Below are 23456 nucleotides of genomic sequence, written 5' to 3'. Positions count from 1 at the left end.
TAATCATTATTTTAGTGCTTTTACCGTTACATTAGGCGAACGTTTAACAATTTCATCGTTCAGTTCAATGCCAATCCCCGGTGCTTCTGATACCTCAAAAAAGCCATTAACCGGCTGAGGATCTTGTAAACATAACTCGCGGTTCCAGTCTTTAATCGCATAAGTATGATGTTCATGAATTAAAAAGTTAGGAATAGCAGTTTCAAGGTGCAAAGATGCTGCTGTTGCGACTGGGCCACCACAAACATGTGCTTGAATTCTAATGTCGTAAACATCAGCATAATCGCATACTTTTTTAGCTTCAGTAAAACCGCCGCACAAGCCAATATCAGGTTGTAGTACATCAATACTTTGTGATTCAAAATAAGGTCTTACGTCCCAGCGGTGATATAAACGTTCGCCACCAGCAATGGGCACATTAACATTATCTGCAACCTTTTTATGCACGGCTGAATTTAAGTAATTAACCGGCTCTTCGTAGAACATACACCCAACTTCTTCGACTATTCGTCCCATTTGAATCGCCGATGCTGCGCCCATTAATGAATGAGATTCAAAAATAATGTCGACATCTTCACCTACCGCATCACGAATGGCGCGTAAACGATTACCAAATAAGCGCATTTGTTTCGGGGTAAATAACTTAGTGCGATCAAATGAAGAACTACCATCTTGATTATAAACAATCGGGTCAACCTTAACCGCGTCGTAACCTTGTGCAACAGCCTTTAATGCCGCTTGCGCATATTGTTCAGGCTCAATAAGCTTACTAATAGTATCGTCCCAATCAAATTGCAATTGGCTAGCATAAGTGCGTAATTTACCATTAGTTTTGCCACCTAGTAATTGATAAACCGGTAAACCAAGTGCTTTGCCTTTTATGTCCCATAATGCAGTATCTATCGCGCTCATAGCAGAATAAAGTACTGGTCCGCCACCTAAGCCCCAAAAACTTTCTCGTAACATACGCGACCACAATAATTCGGTATTAAACGGGTTAAAACCAATCAATACTGCTTCACTAATTTCTTTGAGCATTGCCGCAGCGGCACTATGGCCCCAGTCGTATGCCAGACCAGCTTCACCTACACCACTTATGCCCTGATCGGTGTGTACACGAATAAAAACTGGGTTCCAACCTGGACGTTTAGGGCATTCAATATCAAAAATTTCTACATGAGTTACTTTCATTGCGTTCTCTTTATGTGCTTTTTAATGCTGATTTCAAATAATAACCGTGTGGTTAACTTTGCTTATAGTGCGAAACTTGGATCTTCTTTATATACCCGTCTTAGCATAGCTGGCCAAGCTTTCTGACCTCCAGTAAGACCGGTATGAACAATATTTGCTTGTGCTTTAATACCATCAACAATACTTTGGTCAACTAATAGCGGCTTCATTCCTGTTGACATAACTTGCACCTGAATTTGGCAAGCTCGAATTAAGTCATACATATGCATAAAGGCATCGCCAATCGTTTTGCCCATTGTTAATGCGCCATGATTACGCAGTAACATAAAATTTGTATCACCTAGGTCTTCTTGAATTCGACGTTTTTCATCTTCATTAACCGCTAGACCTTCATAATCGTGATAACTTAACGAAGCAAGCGCGAACATAGAATACTGGCTAATCGGTAGTAAACCTTCTTGTAAACTAGCCACAGCAACAGCTTCATTACTGTGAACGTGCAGCGCGCAAATGTCGTCATGGCGAACTTCATGAATCGCGCTATGAATAGTAAAGCCAGCAGGATTAAATTCAAACGGGCAATCGGCATCAACAATATTGCCTGCCATATCAACCTTGACTAAGTTCGACGCGGTAATTTCATCAAACCTTAAGCCAAAGGCATTAATTAACACATGCTCTGTGTTAGGAATGCGAACAGAAACATGGGTATAAATAAGATCGTCCCAGCCGTGCAATGCAATTAGGCGATAACAGGCCGCTAAATCAACTCTGAGCTGCCATTCTTGTGCAGATACTTTATTTTTTAAATCTATTACTGGGAGTGTTAACATCCGCGATTACTACCTTTTGCTTAAAAACAACTTTAGGGTCTTTACGCTAGATGCCTAAAGTGTTCAGATACCTAAGCGATTATATAACTAGATGCGACAAACTTTATCCTATGACAGCATGGAGTTAAAGCACCAGATATTCTTACTTAGAACAAAACAGGTAAATTATGTGTATTTTATTTATTGCGATTGAGCAACACCCCGATTACCCCGTGATTATTTGCGCGAATCGTGATGAGTTTCACCAACGACCAACTCAAAATATGCATTGGTGGCAACAACAAAACATAGTAGCTGGTAAAGATTTACAGGCTGGTGGCACTTGGCTTGGCTTAAGTCGTGAAGGCTACTTCTCGGCATTAACTAATTTTCGTCGCCCCAGTAGCTTTGATCAACATAAACGCTCTCGTGGTGACCTAGTTTTACAAGCATTAAATAACGACAGCCATAAAACACAGCAAATTCTGCTGCAAAGCTCACAACAATATAATGACTTTAATCTGGTGTTTGGTCCGCTTAATAAATTACAAGCTTTTGATAGTGTAAGTCAGCAGTTCGTAACGCTTACACCTGGATTTCATAGTGTAAGCAATGGTGCCCTTGATGATATTTGGCCTAAAATGGCCTTAGGCGTAAAAAGTTTAGAAGATTTAATAAAAACAAACAACATAGATGTAGAAGCGTTTTTCGCTATTATGATGAATCAAACAACAGCGGCTCAAAGCCAGTTACCTGCAACGGGTATCGATAGCACATTAGAATTATTGCTCAGCAGCATCTTTATTGTTTCGCCAAGTTACGGTACTCGCTCAACCGCTATAGTTATGCAGTCAAGCAAAGGCACTGTTGAGGTGTATGAACGTAATTATGGCTCTGATGGTGAAACAATGAATCAAGATAAATTTGAGTTTTAAAGTAATTAGCTTGGCTAAGAATTTAAAGCAGTTGTCGAATAGAATTTAAAGTAATTGCCGAATAATGGCGGCAATTATCGCTATAAAAACCACTATCCATAATATTTTAGAGTACTTTTGTTGCTGTTCGACTTCCATTGGTTTACCAAAACGTTCACCTAATATCACCATTAAGGCGACAGCAGCAAAAACAAAAAACAAAATAATTAATAACGTCATAAAAGTTGTCATCCTGAAGACTAAAGCTGAATAAATATAGGCTTGTTAAGTTGAAAGCTAGAAAATATAAATTTACATATTATTTATCATACCCAGATTTTTTCATGCTGCAAATTTTTCAACAAACGCCATGCTCATGGTTACCTTTTATTTAATGCATGTATAAATTGCCTTATTTATACTTTCTAACCCGCCTAGTTTATTTACCAACGATCGATACCTTCTAACAAAGGCTCAAAGCGCATTTAAAAAACATTAATCGTAATAATTCTTATTTACAATTTAAATGATAATCGTTATTATTCGCAATAATTAGGAAGTACAATTTGATTGAGTAGGAAAGTCCACTTTATCCCCCACCCCTTGATAGGAAAGTAAACGTGAAGAAATTACAATTATCATCAACCGCTATTGCCATAATAATAGCGACTAGTGTTAACGCGAATGATGAATTAATTAAAAATGATATTGAAACTATTGAAGTTAAAGGTAACTACTTAAAAGGATATAGTGCTCATAGTGCTAGTGGCGCTTCAAGGTTGGCGCTCGATATTATCGACATACCTCAATCTGTTTCGGTAATTACTGAAACACAAATGAGTGACTATCAATTAAACGATATTGATACTGTTCTCGATACTGCAACAGGAGTAAATGTAGAAAGAATTGAAACTAATCGTACTTACTATACTGCTCGTGGTTTTGATATTACTAATTTTCAAGTTGACGGCGTTGGCTTGCCGCTGAGTTCTGGTAACAATCATTCAGGTGAAGACACCGCTATTTTTGACCGTATCGAAGTTATTCGTGGCGCTAATGGTTTAATGACCGGTGTTGGTAACCCTTCTGCAACAATTAACTTTATTCGCAAACGCCCTAATGCTGAAAACGAATTAGCAATAAATGCCTCTTTAGGTAGCTGGAGTAGTAAACGTTTATCAATTGATGGCAGCTATAACTTTAGTGATGATACAGCAATGCGAGCCGTTGCTGTTACACAAAGTGCCGACTCGTACTTGGACAGATATTCAACAGAGAAAAATATATTCTATGTTTTTCTTGAACATCAATTATCTGATAATACAGAAATATCACTAAGCCATTCATTTAGCGATAGCAAGGCTAACGGTAATAGTTGGGGGGCTAATCCGTTATTTTACAGTGACGGTTCGGCAACAAATTATGATAGCTCAACTAACACGTCTGCAAATTGGTCTAATTGGGATATAAAAAAACAAAACACGGTCTTTGAAATAACCCATATTTTTGAAAATAACATGCAACTGCGCGGTACTTACTCTCATAAAAGTACCGACGAAGATACTGAATTATTTTATGTGTATGGAACGCCAGATAAAAATTCTGAGTTGGGTTTACTGGGTTATGCCAGTGAATACGATAACGATGACAAGCATGATTTAGTTGATATTTATTTATCTGGTGATTTTGAATTTTTCGGTCGTGAGCATGAGTTTGTTATTGGCGCTAATCACTCGTCAATGGAAGGTAAAGAGTTATCACTATACGATTTCACCACAGGTAATGGCTTTCCTGTTATGCCTGCATTACCAGAATGGGACGGAAACACACCAAAACCCACCTTTGCTGACGGCAGAACTGGCTCAGATGTTAGCAGAGAACAAAATGCTGTTTATTTTACCGCACGCTTTAGTTTAAGTGATGACTTTCATTTACTCGCAGGTGGTCGACAGAATGATTGGAAAATAACGGGAGAGTCTTATGATGTTGTACAAGATGCGAGTGATAATATTTTTATTCCTTATATTGGCGGCGTTTATCAGTTGACAGAAAGTGTTGTGGCTTACGCTAGCTATACTGAAACTTTTGTTTCTCAAACGCAGTTAGATATTAATAACAAAGTGCTAGATGCAATTACAGGCAAGAGTCAAGAATTTGGGTTTAAGAGCCAGTTGTTTAATGATAATTTTTTAGCAACGGTAACCTACTTTGAAACCCGTCAGGAAAATGTCGCCAGAGCTGACGATAACTCAATTCCCACAGAAATACGTTATATCGGCACAGAAGGTATTGAAAGCTCCGGAATTGAGTTTGATTTAGCCGGTGAATTATTACCTGGACTACAAACTAGTATTGGCTTTACTCATTTCAACATTGATGTGGATGATGAAATCGATGCCAATGTTGCTGATTACACGCCAGAAAAGTTACTAAAATTGGCTGCAACATACAACGTACCACAAGTTGAAGGTTTAACTGTGGGCGTTAACCTTCGTTGGCAAGATGATATATCTCGCTCTCAGGGGTTTGTTGGTGCAGGTTTATCTAATAGTGGAGAAGAAATCATTACCAAACAGGATGCTTATGCATTGGTTGGATTAATGGCCCGTTATGAGTTTAACGAGCAAATGTCACTGGCGATAAATGCATACAACGTGACAGATGAAAAATATATTAATAGCCTATATTGGGCACAAGGTTATTACGGTGCACCCGCAAGTTACTCTGCAACAATTAGCTTCGTACTCTAACAAATAGAGACAAGCTTTATTAGTAATAACTAAACAAAACATTGTTATGCAATGTTTTGTTTTTAGGACTTCCCAATGAGAAAAAAATTATTTAAATGGCATTCTATCAGCGCCTTAGTTGCGCTCATTCCAATGATTATTATTGCGATTACAGGCAGCATTTTAGTATTCAAAGTTGAAATTGATACTTGGTTGATGCCTGAGTATATGAGTGTAAATGTAGAAACCGCGCACTCTCGATTAGATCTCAACACATTAATTAAACAAGTAACTACTACACATTCTGATTATTTGATGGGAAGTTGGGAGCTATTTGATGATAAATACCGGGCTGATACAGCTTATATTATTAAAAAAGAAACAGGCGACTGGTATAAATTATACCTCGACCAATATACAGGAGAGCTACTATCGACACCTGTATCAGTAACACATGATATTACTGATTGGCTTTTATCACTGCACTATACATTTTTACTCGATTTTACAGGCACGGTACTAGGGTCAGTTTTTGCTATTATTTTATTATTTCTTGGTATTAGCGGTATTATTTTATATCGCCAATTCTGGAAGAAATTGTTCACATTAAGATTTAAAGCCGCTAAACGTATTTTCTACAGTGATGTACATAAGTTTATTGGGATTACCTCCTCTCCAGTACTTATTATTTTAGCGATAACAGGTGGATATTTTAATATTTCAGCAGTAGTTCATGAAGTCAGTGAGCATATTGAACCCCATCCTCTAATGACTAAGTCTTTATATAGTAATGAACTCGATTTTCAGTTCTTAATGGACAAATCTAAACAAGACATTTTAGGGTATAAACCAACTTATTTTATTTTCCCATTTGAACCTGACTTACATATTACATTTTTTGGTGAGGTACCAAGTGATAATCCTTTAACTAGTGAATATGCAAGCACGGTAACTTACGATCGTACAACAGGTAACTTAATGTCGGCATATGATATAAGGAAAGCACCATTAATTAACGTCGTTGTTGATACCTTTCGTAAATTACATTTTGGATATTTTGCAGGTTTACCCAGTAAAATTGTTTGGTGTGTTTTGGGGCTATCCCCTTTTTGGTTAGCGTTAACCGGTTTATATTTTTATTGGTTTAGGGTTAGAAAAAAAAATCGCCGAAAATCCTATATACCGCCGCGTACTATTCAACACAATTGAACTTGTTTGATAAAGCGATATGCTAACTAGGAAGTTAGTCTTAATATCAGAAAATGAAAGCAAGCCGAAATAAAGGCTATTAAATAAGTAACTCAGATATGTGTGAAGCAATAATTTTAACAAGATCTTACATCTGTGCTTTCATTTTAGAAAGAATCATTTACCATATAAAACTCTATTCATTGCGAAAAATATTCCATGCCAAATTCAGATAGTTTTACCGAAAAACGTCGATTTATAATTCGTTTGGGCAAAGCCTTACATAAATTTGGTACTCCTGCTTACCGATTAGAAGCGCACTTATCTGACGTATCTAATAGCCTTGGTGTGTATGGCTCATTTGTTATTTCTCCAACATCGTTAACCTTTGTATTATCTGAAGATGATGAAAACCAAGACTATAACCATATTCTACGTGTTGCGCCCGGCGATTTAGATTTAGGCTCTTTAGCCCGTGCTGACGAGTTGGTTGACGAACTTACCTCTGGCCAACGCAGTCTTTCAGAGGCAATTGAACGTTTAGATGAAATTGCTAACAAACCAAACCCTTACGGGCGTTTTCTAACATTTTTAGCTTTTGGTGCCTCAAGTGGCGCATTTGCGATGCTAATGCACACCAGTTGGAATGACGTTTTTTGGTCATCTTTACTTGGCTTAATTGTGTGTTTATTTACCTTTTGGGCTGAACGTTCTCGACGTGTTACCGACATGTTAGAGCCTATTGCAGCCATGACAACGGCGATTTTAGCAACAGCAATTGCATTAATTGATCCCAGTATAAATATTCCGCTGGTGGTGTTATCGAGCATTATTGCTTTTATTCCCGGCTTGTCTTTAACATTGGCTTTATCAGAGCTTGCTGCGCGTAATTTAATTTCAGGTACCGCAAGGCTAATGGATGCCTTGATGATACTGTTTAAAATTTATTTTGGTGGTGTATTAGGTATAGCTTTAGGCAAAATGATGTGGGGTGAAGTGGCATTTATTCAACCACCTAGCACACCAAATTGGACCTCATGGGCCGCAGTTACTACGTTATCAATCAGCTTAGTTATTTTATTTAAGTGTCGTAAAAAAGATGCGCCTTGGGGGATAATTTCAGGCTACATTGCCTTCGGTGCTAGCATTTTAGGTGCTGAATATTTAGGTGTAGCATTAGGGGCTTTTGTCGGTGCTTTTGCTTTAGGAATTTATGGTAGTATTTTCTCTCGTATCATGAACTTACCTTCGAGTATTGTAAAATTAATGGGCCTTGTTGTGTTGGTACCAGGAAGTAAAGTGTATATTGGTTTAAGTAATGCGGTATCGGGACAAGTTATGCTCAATGCAACCGATATTGGCTCGCAAACATTTTTAATTTTTATGTCATTAGTGGCAGGGCTAATTTTTGCGAATGTCGCATTTCCATCGAGAAAAATACTGTAATGAACAGCAATAAAACTAAACGAATAACCACATGGTAACTAAAACAAAATATCACCACGGTGACTTAAGAAAATCTTTAGTGAGCACTGCAACTGATATGGTGACAGAAGGTGGCATTGAAGGTTTGTCGTTTCGTAAACTAGCCGAGCGTATTGGCGTATCTCGCACAGCGGCTTACCACCACTTTACCGATAAAAATGATTTACTTTGTGCCATTGCAGAACAAGGTTTTGAACAATGGCACAAGCGCGTGAGTGAAATTTTTTCACAAGAAAACCTTTCTAATGAAAACAAGTATCGTAACTTTGTTCACGCTTATATTGCCTTTGCCACGCAAAATCCTTCTCTTTACGAGCTAATGTTTGGTCGTGTAATTTGGAAAGAAAATAACAGTACTGATACCTTGAAGAAAATTGCCTACGCCAGTTTCAATTACCAAGTTGAAATGACCAAGCTATGGCAAGAACAAGGTATTATGATACAAGATGAAAACTCACTCAGGCTAGCGCAAGTAACTTGGGCTACTTTGCATGGTATAGCGCGTTTAGTTATTGACGGAATTTACGCGCAAGAAAACCAAATTGATGAAATGTGTGAATGTGCCGTTAACGTTTTTCTCGCTAGTAGCCAAAAAAAGTAAAGCGATACTAAAGCCTAAATCAGCTTAAAGGTAATATATTTATGACAACAACTGAAAATCAAACAAAACTGGCTCAATTTGATGAGTTTTTTTCTATAAATTATACTTTTAACATTAACGCTACTGTTATTGATAAAAGTCAATTACCCGATTTTCAGCAGTTTATCACTACCATGCCAGCCCCTTTTAAAATTGCCTCAGAAGTAAATACTTTAGACCAAAGCGCTTTGCGTCCACTGCAAACCGTTGCGGGTGTTGCTAGCCAGTTAATGGAGTATTTAAACCATCAAGCTAAAAAAATGGATTTGTTAATTGGTTATATTCTAGGCCAGCAAGACGAAGAAAATAAAAGATTTACAGCCGTTAAATTTGGTGGCGGTGGTTTAATATTTAATGCTAACGAGACTAGTGTTTTTAACTGTGGTGACTTTATTGAATTAAAATTATTCTTTCCTGAAGAAAACAGCGCTATTTATGCCATTGGAGAAATTGTAAGTACTGAGGTAGTCGATTGCACTAACCAACATAAAGTAATTTTTCATCATATTAGAGAAGAAGATCAAGAAGCATTAGTGCGTAATAGCTTGCATCAACAATCTAAACAACTACAAATATTAGCTCAGCAACGTAGCGAAGCAAAAAACAACCTAACTTAAGTTTTTTTTCGGGTATTCGAAGACGTTTTGGCGTTGGTTTAAATAAAGTAACGATTACTCGTCTTTTACCTAACAACACTCTTTGCTTTAACAGTAAAAGCAAAAAAACTAAAATTAATGGCTTGCATAACCCTTAACTATAAAGCATTACCACTGCGCCTCTTCTAAACAGTAGATATTACATCTCCCTCTCGTCACTTTTAAAGTGAACACTCGCATTAAACACAAATGAACTTGTGTTTAACAAAGCCACAATAACCCATCAAAATGCCATCGAAAAGCCATCAAAAACCTGATTTTTATACCTTTTATTAGTGCTAGCACTTAATAAAAATACACAATAATTGCAGCTAATTATTCATTAATAGAGTTTTGGATTAATTTTTATATTTGATAAAAATTTTTGATTAATAATCGCAAAATATTTCACTTTTCAATTACCAATTTTGAGCACATTATCTAGGCGAAAATACAACGATGATGTTTTTATAAGGTAAAGAAATGAACATTGATACATATGACGACACTGATATTGATGACGATTCAAATTTTGATACTGGTATTGCTGGTTTTGAAATTGCCTATGGTTCAGCCAACAAAAAAGCAATTAGAAAAACCGCTAAACAAACTTACCGGATCAGACAGCGATTAGATTCTTTAAACGAAAAAAGATACCTAGATAGACAACTTAATTCATTAAGTGACTACTGGGACATGTAATTAAAAAATATCCGTACCTTAATACTCAGGCGTAATACCTGTAAATATACGTATATTAATTATTGAGATTTACTATGAAAAAATTAATTTTAGCATTAACTGTTATGGCGTTAACCTCGAATGCAGCGTTTAGCCAAGACGAAGAACCTGAATTAATGCCAGCATCACATGATTATATTATGAGCTTGTTTGAGCAGTGTAAAAGTGATGCTATCGAAGATGAAGTAAGCGAATCAGAAAAAAACAGTTACTTATTAACTTGTATTAATGATGAGTTAGAAGCTAGCTACTACGAACAAATTAAAGTTCTGCCTAAAGCTTAAGCGACTTATCTAGTCAAAAACGTTAAGTAACTCAAATTATTTAACCCATTTATACAAGTGGGTTGATGAATTTGAGTTCACTTATTTCTGCGCTTTCCTCAATGAATTTTTAAATCGCTTTTAAACTTTTTACAGTAATATTTTCATTGTAACACTGCGCTTTCTGTTGCGAATTAAGCATAAAATTATAAGTAATAAAATAGCGGGTCCTTGAAAACTTCCTGATCCTTTCAAGCTACTCTCAACCTGTCCTTGGCCTTGGTTAGCATCGTTAACTCCGTCAGCATCAAAATCACCATTCTCGTCTTTATCAGATATACCATCGTTATCGCTATCTAGGTCTAAAAAGTTAGGTGTGCCATCATTATCGGTGTCAATATCTCCCTCTTCAGCATCACTAATGCCATCGCCATCACTGTCTAAGTCTAAATAGTTTGAAGAGCCATCTACATCAAAATCAGTTACCCCTTCCACTTTATCGCTAATACCATCATTATCACTGTCTAAGTCTAAGAAGTTCGAAGCTCCATCACTGTCGAAGTCGCTCTCCCCCTCAGCTTCATCGCTAATGTCATCATTGTCACTATCTAAGTCTAAGAAATTAGATGCCCCGTCAGCATCGAAATCATCTTCTCCTTCAATGGCGTCGCTAATATTATCATTGTCACTATCTAAGTCTAAAAAGTTAGACGCCCCGTCGGTATCAAAATCTGCCTCACCTTCAATGGCATCACTAATATTATCGTTATCGCTATCGAGGTCTAAGAAGTTAGACGCCCCGTCAGTATCGAAATCAGATAATCCTTCAATAGCATCGGTAATATTATCATTATCACTATCAAGGTCTAAGTAGTTTGGGGTTCCATCGCTGTCAAAATCAACGGCTTGTTCATCAATATCTCTGATGTTATCTCCGTCACTATCGGTATCTTGAAAATTCAGAATATCGTCACCGTCGGGGTTTGATAATACGACTAAAGTGTCATCAATACCATTACCATTAGCGTCAATTCCTGATGGAGGAACTGTTAATTGCTCTACATTGTCGCTAATGTTATCGTTATCACTATCTTGATCTAAGTAATCAGGCACTGAGTCTTGATCTGTGTCTTTAACAATATAAGTATCGTCAACACCATCTTGATCTTCATCTGTACCACCCGTAAAGTCAGCGTCAAAAGCATTATCAATACCGTCTCTATCATGATCTAATCCTGTTAAGTTAGGTCTGCCATTTTCAATGAGATCAGAAATACCGTCATTATCGCTATCGCGATCTTTTTCATCGATAATTCCATCATTGTCTGAGTCAATAACACGGCGTGTTTCATTGTTCAATTTACCGCGAGAGCTAACACTGTTAGTACCATAAAAGCGGTTTACTACATTGGCTGTGTTTTCAAAAGCACGTTCTGTAACATCGGCTATTCCGTCGTTATCATCATCTTGATCAATGACATCAAGCACTGAATCATTATCACTGTCGGCATTATCGCCATGGCCTAATACTTGATTGTCGCCATCAACGGAATCATCTATACCATCACCATCAATATCTGCTGTAATGTCAACTCGACCATCGTTGTTAAGATCAAATGAGCTATAGGCATTTTCTTGAATATCAAAGTTGTCATCGTTATTTTTATCTAAATCTACATAGTCTGGAATATTGTCTGTATCCGTATCAATTACTACGGTAAGCACCGGCGTTCCTGCATCGGCAATGGCATTGTTATCGTCGTCTTGAATATTAGCTTCAAATACATCAGTATCACCGTCATTATCGCTATCAAGATCATTCATATCGATAACGCCATCGGCATCGGTGTCAATAAAGGTAAAAATATCAATTATACCGTCACCATTAGTATCAACCTCGTTAGCAAGATCAGCATCAAAAGTATCATCAATACCATCATTATCGTGGTCGAATCCTGACACTTGAGCCTCAACACTGTCATGAATTCCATCGTTGTCACTATCAATTTCAAGGTGATCAGGTATAAAGTTTTGATTGTGATCGTTAAGCAGTACCAACAAGTCATTAATACCATCGTTATCAGCATCTAAACCATTGGTTTGATCTGCATCATATAAATCATCGATACCATCGTTGTCGACATCTACACCACCGGTTTGGCTTTGGTCATATCGATCCCAAATACCATCATTGTCTATATCTTTAAAACCGATAAAAGCTTCCAATGCATCAGGAATACGATCGCCATCAGAGTCTGCATCTAATAAATCAGCAATGCCATCATTGTCAGTATCTATAGCTTGATAACTAATACCATCACCGTCGGGGTCATCTCCGCCAATATCAGCATCGAAAATGTCATCTATACCGTCTTCGTCATTATCATTACCAGAAATTTGTGCTTCAAAGCTATCTAAAATGCCATCGTTGTCGCTATCAATATCAAAGGCATTAATAATTCCGTCGTTATCAATATCAGCACTACCTTCTATTACATCAGGAATACCATCAATGTCTTCATCTAGGCTAGTATCAAGATAGTTAGGAATAGTATCGCGGTCATCGTCTTCAACACCTTCTTCGCTATCTGGAATGCCGTCATTATCAGAATCACTGTCTTGAGCATTTGGTATGCCGTCATTATCAGAATCGCCATAGCCTTCAACAGAGTTATCTATGCCGTCATTATCTTCATCAAGGTCTACTACTTGAGAGAAGTAAATAATGCTTAAGTTTCAAGCTTCATCTTCTGCTTCAGCTCGTAAATCATACGTTCCTTCAGATAAAATAACTTCGCTTTCACAACTCCAGGCCCTGGTATTTACTATTGCATTACATAAGTTATTATCTGTTGATTCTATAATCGATACTGCTGAGCCATCTTCAGTATTTGAGCTGCCAATAAATATTAATGCGTCATTTTCACTATAAATAACGCGATCAAGACTCAGCGTTGGATCCTCAGTGTCTTTATTGATAACCACTGGTTCAGCATTACCTATATTATCGGCATTATCACTTTGACTGGCATTAATGCTTACAGCACCTTCACCATCGGCAATAGTGCTAAAGTCTTGATTTAACTGCCAAGTTCCATCATCACAAACCGCTGTTCTTGGATCTAAAGCATTAATCGTAACTGAAACTACACTGTCGCTTGTACTACATGTACCTTCTATTTGATAATTTAATTGGTTGACACTATTAATTACTGGGCCACTTAATATGCTGACATCGGGAGCGGTAATATCGTATATGCTAGTAGCTTGCGTTGCCGCAGTATTGAAGTTGCCGAAATTATCTATAGCAACATTTTCGTTTACATCTATCGTAATATTGCCTTCTATTGACGCTGTTATTAACGCGCTATAGTTACTGCTATCAATAACTGTAAAGTTAGTAATACTGGCGTTGGTTACAGTTATATCATTTGCAGCAAAGTCGCTGACTGGCTCACTAAAGACAAAACTAGCACTGAAGGCAATGTTGGTGGCAGTTGGAATATTTTGAATTACAACCGAAGGGCGACTAGCATCATATTCACTTGTAACCTGCGTAGCAGCTGTATTTAGGTTGCCCGCACTATCTTGTGCAACATTAGCATTAACAGCTAAGGTAACTAAGCCATTGAGTGATGGTGTGATCAGCGCAGTATAGGTATTACCGTCAATCACAGTAAAGTTAGTCGCTGTAGCATTCGTTAAGCTTATGTCACTTAGAGTAAATCCGATCACTGTTTCATTAAATTCAAATGTTGCAGTAAAAGCATCTAAACTATTCGCGGGTACATTTTGAATAACTATTGTTGGTCTACTCGTATCATATAAACCGCTAACCTGTGTTGCTGCGGTGTTAAGATTCCCCTGAATGTCCTGAGCCACATTAGCATTTACATTTAATGTCACTAATCCATCTATTGTTGGTGTTACTACTGCGGTATAAGTGCTGCCATCAACAACAGTAAAATTTCCGATATTCGCGTTAGTAACATTAATATCACTGAGTTCAAACCCTATTACTATTTCGCTGAATAAAAACGTTGCAGTAAAGCTGCTATTAGCCCTAGCAGGAACATTCTCAATTGAAACAGTCGGTCGACTTCCATTAAATTCAGTACTCACTTGTGTGGCCGCCGTGTTTAAGTTGCCAGCAACATCTTGGGCAACATTGGCATTCACATTCAAGGTGATCGTGCCATCAGCTATCGGAGTGATCAACGCGGTATAACTGCTGCTACTTACCGTAGTAAAAGCGCTCGCTGTGGCATTAGTCAGTGTAATATCACTGACAATAAAATCAGCTACCGCTTCACTAAAAGTAAAGGTGGCGGTAAATGGCGTAATGTTTTGTGGCTGCACACCTTGAATGGCGACAGATGGACGTGTTGTATCAAAGAGGCTAACAACCGGTACCGCTGCAATATTAAAGTTCCCTACACTGTCTTGTGCGACATTAATTCCCACATTCAAGGTCACTAACCCTTGAGCTGATGGCGTGATCAAAGCGGTATACGTACTACTGTTCACCGTAGCAAAAGCACTTGCTGTGGCATTAATGAGGGAGATATCACCCACTTCAAAACCAGTGACTGCCTCACTAAAGGCAAACGTGGCGGTAAATGCCGCGTTTGAATTTTCCGGGACATTTTGAATCGTAACCGTTGGTAAAATAGCATCAAATTCTGTGCTCACTTGTGTGGCCGCTGTGTTTAAGTTGCCAGCAACATCTTGGGCAACATTGGCATTCACATTCAAGGTGATCGTGCCATCGGCTAACGGGGTGATCAACGCGGTATAACTGCTGCTACTTACCGTGGTAAAAGCGCTCGCGGTGGCATTGGTCAGTGTTATATCGCTGACAATAAAGTCAGCTACCGCTTCACTAAAAGTAAAGGTGGCGGTAAATGGCGTAATGTTTTGCGGCTGCACGCCTTGAATGGCGACAGATGGACGTGTTGTATCAAATAAACTGACAACCGGTACGGCAGCAATATTAAAGTTACCTACACTGTCTTGCGCGACATTAATTCCGACATTCAAGGTTACTAACCCTTGAGCTGATGGCGTGATCAAAGCGGTATACGTACTACTGTTTACCGTAGCAAAAGCACTTGCTCTGGCATTAATGAGCGAGATATCGCCGACTTCAAAACCAGTGACTGCTTCACTAAAAGCAAACGTGGCGGTAAATGCCGCGTTTGAATTCGCCGGAACATTTTGAATCGTAACCGTTGGTAAAATAGCATCAAATTCTGTACTCACTTGTGTGGCCGCCGTGTTTAAGTTACCAGCAACATCTTGGGCAACATTGGCATTCACATTCAAGGTGATCGTGCCATCGGCTATTGGGGTGATCAACGCGGTATAACTGCTGCTACTTACCGTAGTAAAAGCGCTCGCGGTGGCATTGGTCAGTGTTATATCGCTGACAATAAAGTCAGCTACCGCTTCACTAAAAGTAAAGGTGGCGGTAAATGGCGTAATGTTTTGTGGCTGCACACCTTGAATGGCGACAGATGGACGTGTTGTATCAAAGAGGCTAACAACCGGTACCGCTGCAATATTAAAGTTCCCTACACTGTCTTGCGCGACATTAATTCCGACATTCAAGGTCACTAACCCTTGAGCCGATGGCGTGATCAAAGCGGTATACGTGCTACTGTTCACCGTAGCAAAAGCACTTGCTGTCGCATTAATTAATGAAATATCACCCACTTCAAAACCAGTGACTGCTTCACTAAAAGCAAACGTTGCCGTAAATGCCGTGTTTGAATTCGCTGGGACATTTTGAATCGTTACCGTTGGTAAAATAGCATCAAATTCTGTACTCACTTGTGTGGCCGCCGTGTTTAAGTTGCCAGCAACATCTTGGGCAACATTGGCATTCACATTCAAGGTGATCGTGCCATCGGCTATCGGAGTGATCAACGCGGTATAACTGCTGCTACTTACCGTAGTAAAAGCGCTCGCTGTGGCATTGGTCAGTGTAATATCGCTGACAATAAAGTCAGCTACCGCTTCACTAAAAGTAAAGGTGGCGGTAAATGGCGTAATGTTTTGTGGCTGCACACCTTGAATGGCGACAGATGGACGTGTTGTATCAAATAAACTGACAACCGGTACGGCAGCAATATTAAAGTTCCCTACACTGTCTTGCGCGACATTAATTCCGACATTCAAGGTCACTAACCCTTGAGCCGATGGCGTGATCAAAGCGGTATACGTGCTACTGTTTACCGTAGCAAAAGCGCTCGCTGTGGCATTAATGAGCGAGATATCGCCGACTTCAAAACCGGTTACGGCTTCACTAAAAGCAAACGTTGCCGTAAATGCCGTGTTTGAATTCGCTGGGACATTTTGAATCGTTACCGTTGGTAAAATAGCATCAAATTCTGTGCTCACTTGTGTGGCCGCTGTGTTTAAGTTGCCAGCAACATCTTGGGCAACATTGGCATTCACATTCAAGGTGATCGTGCCATCGGCTATTGGGGTGATCAACGCGGTATAACTGCTGCTACTTACCGTAGTAAAAGCGCTCGCTGTGGCATTGGTCAGTGTAATATCACTGACAATAAAGTCAGCTACCGCTTCACTAAACGTAAAGGTGGCAGTAAATGGCGTAATGTTTTGCGGCTGCACACCTTGAATGGCGATAGATGGACGTGTTGTATCAAATAAACTGACAACCGGTACCGCTGCAATATTAAAGTTCCCTACACTGTCTTGCGCAACATTAACACCCACATTCAAGGTTACTAACCCTTGAGCCGATGGCGTGATCAAAGCGGTATACGTGCTACTGTTTACCGTAGCAAAAGCACTCGCTGTGGCATTAATGAGCGAGATATCACCCACTTCAAAACCAGTGACTGCCTCACTAAAGGCAAACGTGGCGGTAAATGCCGTGTTTGAATTTTCCGGGACATTTTGAATCGTTACCGTTGGCAAAGTTGCAATATAATTACTACTAACCTGAGCTGCAGCCGTATTTTGGTTGCCTGCAATGTCTTGAGCAACATTGGCATTAACATCTATAGTTACAGTCCCCCCAATACTCGGCGAAATTAAGGCCGAATAGGTACTGCTATTAACCACTGAAAAATTGCTTGCAGCGCCATTGCTAATGGCGATATCTGACACTGTAAAATCAGTTACCGCTTCACTAAAAGAAAACGTTGCTGTAAATGGGGCCGAGCTTACAGCCAGAACATTTTGAATGACGACAGAAGGACGGCTAGTATCATATTGACTGTTGACTTGGGTAGCAGCCGTATTTAAGTTACCAGCACTGTCTTGTGCAACGCCTACACCAACATCTAAGGCGACTAAACCATCGGTTAACGGTGTGATCAAAGCGCTATAAGTACTACTATTTACGGTAGTAAAGTTGCTTGCTGTGGCATTTATTAGCGTGATATCACCATTACTAAACCCTGTAACGGCTTCGCTAAAAGCAAAAGTTGCCGTAAAAGCCATATTGGAATTAGCGGGCACACTTTGAATAGCAACTGACGGTGGAACCGTATCATATTGATTGATCACTTGAGTAGCAGCAGTGTTTAAATTTCCTGAACCATCTTGTGCAACATTAGCAAACACATCTACCGTTACCACTCCGTTGGCTGACGGTGCTATATCAGCCGTATAAGTGCTGCCATTAATAGTAAGAAAATTACTCGCAATGCCATTATCTACACTAATATCATTAAGTATAAATCCTGTGACATTGCTGCTAAAAACAAACGTTGCGGTAAAAGCACTGTTAGAAGTAACGGGCACACCTTGGATAACCACAGAAGGACGAGTCGCCTCAAAGGTACTGCTTACTTGAGTCGCTGCAGTATTCAAGTTACCTGCAATGTCTTGTACTACGTTAGCATTCACATCTAAAGTAACAGTTCCATCTGCTATAGGCGAAATTAATGCCGTATAAGTACTACTTGTAATAGAAGTAAAATCACTCGCACTGCCATTAGAAACCAAAATATCGCCAAGGGTAAAATTATTTACCGGCTCGCTAAACAAAAAAGTAGCAGTAAAAGCAGCACTGCTATTGCTTGGAACATTTTGAATTTGAATTGAAGGCCGAGTTAAATCAATGGTTAACTCGGCATTACTCTGATCGACAATACTATCGATGCCATTAGTCACGGTGGCTATAACATTATAGGTTCCTTCAGACAGTGAATCTCCAGGAGGTACAGTTAACGACCATTGATTGTTAGTGACTACAAAGTCGATATCTTCTTGATAAGTAATATTGTTTAATTCAATAGTTAATAGCTCTGAGTCCTCTGTCGAGCGATATGCTAAACCACTAAGTAACGGTGAAGAGTCAGCAGTATTTAAACTATCAATTGTTGGTATACAGCTATCACCATTTATGGCAAATACTTTTTCAGTAGCATTGCCAATACTGATTCCTAACGCACTCATAACAGGGTCAGCAAAATTCGTTAATATGCTACTGATAACAGGTGATAAAATATCATCTAAGACAAGGCTTTTAACCAAACTTAATAATAAAGTGGGGTCAACTAAAACCGGACCAACGGCAAGTGACAGCTCAGTATTACTTATTAAAGAAGAAAGCAGTGTATTGGTAATGCTAGCACCTGCTGTAGTCGTTTGGCTTTCAGGAAATGGAGCAATAAAATTAAGACTTTCTAAACTACCATTTGCATTAGCATTTGCGCGTGCTCGCAACGCAATAGTTTCACTACTGCCAAAAACACTGATATCTATACTGCCTATCGTTACTGGCGACACTTCTGTTGCATAATCAATATTACTGTTTAATGTTCTATCATTGAAATCAGCGGCACTAATTTGGCCCAAATATAAACTTGCAACTCCTGGTGTGACATTGAGTCGCAGGGTTTGAGATAAATACGAAAGCTGATCTACCGTACCATTTGCTCTTGCAACATCAGCATAAATTTCAAAGTCAGTAAGCGTTACCGCAACACTTGCCACGCCGAGCGTTAAAGGTGCGGCTGCGACATCAACTAGATCTGCTAATATTCTTAACCGAATAGACGAAGTAGTAAAAGCCGTACCCACTGGGCCACTAACCAATTTAGGCCCTTCAACAGCAATTAAAGCGGCAGATATATCTCCAAGTGAAACAGACAACGGACCAACAGTGCCATCGAGTCCGAGGCTAGATAAATTTAAAGAAATGTTTTGAGCACTAATAGCATTTTGATGGTTAAATGCTTGTACTATTAACATGTGAAAGTCTAGCAAATTAACGGTAGTAGATAATACGGCGCTATCTTCTGCGTTTAAATCTATAACATCAGAAAATGAAAAAGTACCAACGGGCGCCTGAACTTTAATCGAATTTAGGGTTGCAATGGCAAGTGCATTACTGCCTTGGGCTTGCAATACCGTTATGGCGGCATCAATGGCTTGCACTAAAGATATGTTTGCAGCAACAGCATCAGATTTATTTGCAACACTAAGGTCAACCGCTAAAGTATCTAAGTAACTTTCTAACTCTATACCTGCCGCTAATAAAGCACTATATTCGGTGTCAGCAACAGAGAGTTTTATATTAAGCCCCAGTAGCCCACCGGTAATAAAGTTAATTAACTCTGCATCTGCGCTATTAATTGTCGCTACACCACTGCTCGCAACAAAGACAGCTTCACATGTTTCTACTGCTTTCACATTAAATGATGTAACAAGCATTTGAAAAATAACAAGCAAACGAAATGCACTAAAAATCTTTTTTAAATAAACATCCATATTTATTGACCACCAGCATTTTGAAAAAGCTAAAACACATCAAAAATTGTTCAACGTATAAATAAAGACTAGGACATTAATTTGAAAAGTAAAAAAATAAATATAAATATTTTTAAGGAAATTTTTAGCTTACTCGCTAACGAGTTATGTGGATTTTCGAACGGATAAGGCTTAGAAATAAATTATTTACTTTTTAGAGATGACTAACTTAAAACAAAAACGGTTTATTGAAATAACCTGAACGCTGGATAATGAGTGCTTGATACTCAAGTGAGTCAAAAGCGTAGGTGTTAAAGTAAATACTATAGCCAGGTGAACATCACGAATAAATTCCATCAATGCTTCATTTTATGCCATTTCCAAGGCAAAAGATTTATGAATCGTGCGCTATTTATCGACGTTTTAACGCAGGTAGTGACTTAAAAGGGAGGGTTTAGCAAGTGCTGTTTATTCAGAGTTCAGGTTAAAATATTAATACCAAGCGAAACAGTTTATTGATCACTTTAAAATATTCCACAATCAAATTTCTATTTTTTATTTAATCATATAGGTTAGTTGTTATGGCTAGACATGCCCCTACTCTACTCTGCTAACTTACACTTGGAAGGTGTTACTTAGTTAAGTTGAGTTAAGTTGAGTTAAGCTAAGTTCAGTTAACTTGGATTATCAGCATTACTTAAACCAAACTTTGCCGCCAATAAATTTATAAGCTGGCAGCCCCCGAATTAAGCTTTCGCGAGCAAACGGTTTTTGACATTTAGGACAAACACATGGCGCTAACGTATGATCTTGACTAATTCGTTCTTTAAAGCATTTTACTAATGCCCCTTTGCCGCCTTTACGGTATTTAAATAACAAGCAATTGCATGCTACACAAAAAATATCAACGGTTTTTGTCGGACCTTTCTTATTTGGTTTTGCCATAAATTAATGTGCTGCTTCTGTTTTAATTTAGTGATTAACTTGATCAAGATAAATGCATGATTCTACCTTATTTTACTCACTTAAAGATCCTCGAATTTACACTCGTATTTTAGATTATTTACTAGATGTAAACTTTAAGTACTTTAACGCTGTAAGTAGCGCAATAACAGCTCAGCTATTTTATTACATTAACCTGAACGCTGGATAATGAGTGCTTGATACTCAAGTGAATCAAAAGCTTAGGTGGTAAAGTAAATGCTATATCAAAGTAAACTACACGAATAAACTCCATCAATGCTTCATTTTATGCCATTTCCAAGGCAAAACGTTTATGCATAGCGCGCTATTTATCGACGTTTTAACGCTGGTAATGGCTTAAAAGGGAGCATTGAGCAAGTGCTGCTTATCCAGTGTTTAGGTTACATTACCTGAACGCTAATACCGTTATTTAAGCTATTTCACACATCCCATAAAACTGACTATTTATCGGTAACAGCTTGCTCAGAAATAAAATAAGCGCTAGCGTAAAGCTATTAAGTTTAGTTACTCTCCTAAGTAACATTTTATTTTATATAGGGAAAGCCATGAAGATCAGTAAAAGAAATTTTTTAAAAGCTAGTAGCGCAAGCGTTGCCACTATGGCAATGGCCAGTCAAACATTAACGTCAACGAGCATTGCTAATCCCTTATCTAGCCAATCAACTTTTGGTAAATCGCAATCGTCGACGCTTAAACCTATCACTAACAATATTAAAGGCATAAGCCCTGCAGAACGACTTAAACGAATTAGTCAGGCGCAAAAGTTAATGCAAGCATTAGATATTTCAGCACTGATCCTTGAACCTGGTGCTGCCATGGATTATTTTTCAGGCATACAATGGTGGCGCAGCGAACGCTTAACCGCTGTAATTATTCCACGTGAAGGTAAAGTATCGGTTGTATGTCCTTTTTTCGAAGAGCCGAGTGTTCGCGAAAGTTTAGCTATAGGCGATGACATTCGCGTTTGGCAAGAGCACGAAAGTCCATTCACATTAATTAAAAACATTTTAAAAGACTCAGGACTAAACAAAGGCAAAGTCGCTTTTGAAAACTCGGTTCGATACTTTGTTCTAAGCGGCGTAATGTCAGCACTGCCAAACATGCAACACGTTAGTGCTGAACCAGTAACGCGTGGTTGTCGCATGTATAAAAGTCAGCACGAGCTTGAATTAATGCATAAAGCTAACGAAGTTACTTTACTTGCCTACGCTGATGTTTTTTCAAAACTACAAGCGGGTATGAGCCAAGGCGACGTTAAAGCATTAATGCAAACGGCTCAAACGCAATTGGGCGGCAAAGGTGCTTGGAATATGGCATTGTTTAATCAAGCAAGTGCTTACCCACACGGTACCAAACAAAAACAAACACTTACCGAAGGCTCAATAGTGTTAATGGATTGTGGTTGTAATGTACACGGCTACCAATCTGATATCAGCCGAACTTTTGTTTTTGGTGAGCCAACCAAGCGCCAGCGTGATGTTTGGCAAACCGTAAGACAAGGGCAAAACATAGCTTTTGAACAAGCAAAAATTGGCGCACAAGCAGGCTCAGTTGATGATGCCGTACGTAAATTTTATCAAACAAAAGGTTTTGGTCCTGGCTATAAACTACCGGGGTTATCACACAGAACCGGTCATGGCATTGGCATGGAAGGTCATGAAAGCGTTAACTTTGTTCATGGTGAAACGACGCTTTTAAAACCAGGTATGTGTTTTTCAAATGAGCCAGGCATATATATTCAAGGTGAGTTTGGCGTGCGACTTGAAGACTGTATTTATATGACCAAAAACGGTCCGCAATGGTTTACTATGCCACCAGAGTCGCTTGATGACCCAATAGGAAAGCTTGAAAAACTACAAACACTTTAACTTTTAAAGTACATATCCACCCATATAATGGTTTTAGTAGCGATTCAATTATGTGGGGGATCTATGCTAGCTGATTCATGCAGCAAGCTATGCACACACGAGCTAATAAAAGAGTTTAAAGACCGATGATGTTGTCATATCTGTTTATATGTAGAAATTAAAATCCAACGCAGATCACTACAGGCGGCTTGTGGTTTCTTAATGATTAATATTTATTAGCTTTGCAATAAAGTAAAAACAGTTGCTTTCTCGCTTACCTTAAGGGCAATATAAA

General features: G+C 38.7%; 16 protein-coding genes. 10 read left to right on the top strand and 6 right to left on the bottom strand.

Translation table 11 applies throughout. The annotated features are described in order from the left end of the window. Positions 1-6: 6 nt before the first annotated feature. Positions 7-1191 carry a mandelate racemase/muconate lactonizing enzyme family protein gene (locus B6A32_RS05765; protein ID WP_085301898.1) on the bottom strand — a complete coding sequence of 395 codons (1185 nt, stop codon included), beginning with the start codon at positions 1189-1191 and terminating at the stop codon, positions 7-9. A gap of 62 nt (positions 1192-1253) precedes the next feature. After that, positions 1254-2024: a class II aldolase/adducin family protein gene (locus tag B6A32_RS05760; protein WP_085301897.1), complete on the bottom strand. Its 771-nt coding sequence runs from the start codon at positions 2022-2024 to the stop codon at positions 1254-1256. A 167-nt stretch (positions 2025-2191) separates the two neighbouring features. Between B6A32_RS05760 and B6A32_RS05755 the strand changes: the two genes are divergently transcribed. Next, a complete protein-coding gene (locus tag B6A32_RS05755; protein ID WP_085301896.1) occupies positions 2192-2938 on the top strand; it encodes an NRDE family protein in 747 nt (248 codons plus the stop codon). Between the two features lie 45 nt (positions 2939-2983). Here B6A32_RS05755 and B6A32_RS19255 read toward each other — a convergent pair whose 3' ends face one another. Beyond that, positions 2984-3157, bottom strand: coding sequence for a hypothetical protein (locus tag B6A32_RS19255; RefSeq protein ID WP_158088456.1), 174 nt, complete (start codon positions 3155-3157; stop codon positions 2984-2986). A gap of 380 nt (positions 3158-3537) precedes the next feature. Here B6A32_RS19255 and B6A32_RS05750 point away from each other — a divergent pair, with 380 nt between their 5' ends. From B6A32_RS05750 to B6A32_RS05720, 7 genes are all read left to right on the top strand, one after another. After that, positions 3538-5667 (top strand): TonB-dependent siderophore receptor, encoded by a 2130-nt coding sequence (locus B6A32_RS05750; protein ID WP_085301894.1) that lies wholly within the window; start codon positions 3538-3540, stop codon positions 5665-5667. 75 nt (positions 5668-5742) lie between these two features. Beyond that, positions 5743-6855 (top strand): PepSY-associated TM helix domain-containing protein, encoded by a 1113-nt coding sequence (locus B6A32_RS05745; protein ID WP_085301892.1) that lies wholly within the window; start codon positions 5743-5745, stop codon positions 6853-6855. Between the two features lie 198 nt (positions 6856-7053). Continuing rightward, positions 7054-8280: a threonine/serine exporter family protein gene (locus tag B6A32_RS05740; RefSeq protein WP_085301890.1), complete on the top strand. Its 1227-nt coding sequence runs from the start codon at positions 7054-7056 to the stop codon at positions 8278-8280. A gap of 31 nt (positions 8281-8311) precedes the next feature. After that, on the top strand, positions 8312-8920 hold the full coding sequence (locus B6A32_RS05735) for a TetR/AcrR family transcriptional regulator (protein ID WP_085301888.1): 609 nt from the start codon (positions 8312-8314) through the stop codon (positions 8918-8920). Between the two features lie 41 nt (positions 8921-8961). Beyond that, on the top strand, positions 8962-9576 hold the full coding sequence (locus B6A32_RS05730) for a hypothetical protein (RefSeq protein ID WP_085301886.1): 615 nt from the start codon (positions 8962-8964) through the stop codon (positions 9574-9576). A gap of 501 nt (positions 9577-10077) precedes the next feature. Then, on the top strand, positions 10078-10296 hold the full coding sequence (locus tag B6A32_RS05725; protein WP_085301884.1) for a hypothetical protein: 219 nt from the start codon (positions 10078-10080) through the stop codon (positions 10294-10296). Between the two features lie 74 nt (positions 10297-10370). Further along, positions 10371-10619, top strand: coding sequence for a hypothetical protein (locus tag B6A32_RS05720; protein ID WP_085301882.1), 249 nt, complete (start codon positions 10371-10373; stop codon positions 10617-10619). 129 nt (positions 10620-10748) lie between these two features. Here B6A32_RS05720 and B6A32_RS05715 read toward each other — a convergent pair whose 3' ends face one another. Further along, positions 10749-12824, bottom strand: a complete 2076-nt coding sequence (locus tag B6A32_RS05715) for a hypothetical protein (RefSeq protein ID WP_085301880.1) — start codon at positions 12822-12824, stop codon at positions 10749-10751. Between the two features lie 130 nt (positions 12825-12954). Between B6A32_RS05715 and B6A32_RS19200 the strand changes: the two genes are divergently transcribed. Continuing rightward, positions 12955-13140 carry a hypothetical protein gene (locus B6A32_RS19200; RefSeq protein WP_143327872.1) on the top strand — a complete coding sequence of 62 codons (186 nt, stop codon included), beginning with the start codon at positions 12955-12957 and terminating at the stop codon, positions 13138-13140. A gap of 194 nt (positions 13141-13334) precedes the next feature. Here the strand turns inward: B6A32_RS19200 and B6A32_RS05710 are convergent, their stop codons facing one another. Continuing rightward, complete coding sequence (locus B6A32_RS05710) at positions 13335-20351, bottom strand: Ig-like domain-containing protein (RefSeq protein WP_085301869.1); 7017 nt, start codon at positions 20349-20351, stop codon at positions 13335-13337. Positions 20352-21023: 672 nt separating this feature from the next. After that, the gene (locus tag B6A32_RS05705) at positions 21024-21275 is read right to left on the bottom strand and encodes a hypothetical protein (protein WP_085301867.1); all 252 of its coding nucleotides are present in this window, start codon (positions 21273-21275) and stop codon (positions 21024-21026) included. A 584-nt stretch (positions 21276-21859) separates the two neighbouring features. Between B6A32_RS05705 and B6A32_RS05700 the strand changes: the two genes are divergently transcribed. Further along, positions 21860-23182 carry a M24 family metallopeptidase gene (locus B6A32_RS05700; protein ID WP_085301865.1) on the top strand — a complete coding sequence of 441 codons (1323 nt, stop codon included), beginning with the start codon at positions 21860-21862 and terminating at the stop codon, positions 23180-23182. Positions 23183-23456 lie beyond the last annotated feature (274 nt).

The organism is Colwellia polaris, from assembly GCF_002104515.1.
Classification (GTDB): Bacteria; Pseudomonadota; Gammaproteobacteria; order Enterobacterales; family Alteromonadaceae; genus Cognaticolwellia; species Cognaticolwellia polaris.
Note: the sequence above shows the minus strand (reverse complement) of the source record. Positions and strands in the feature narration are given on the sequence as shown.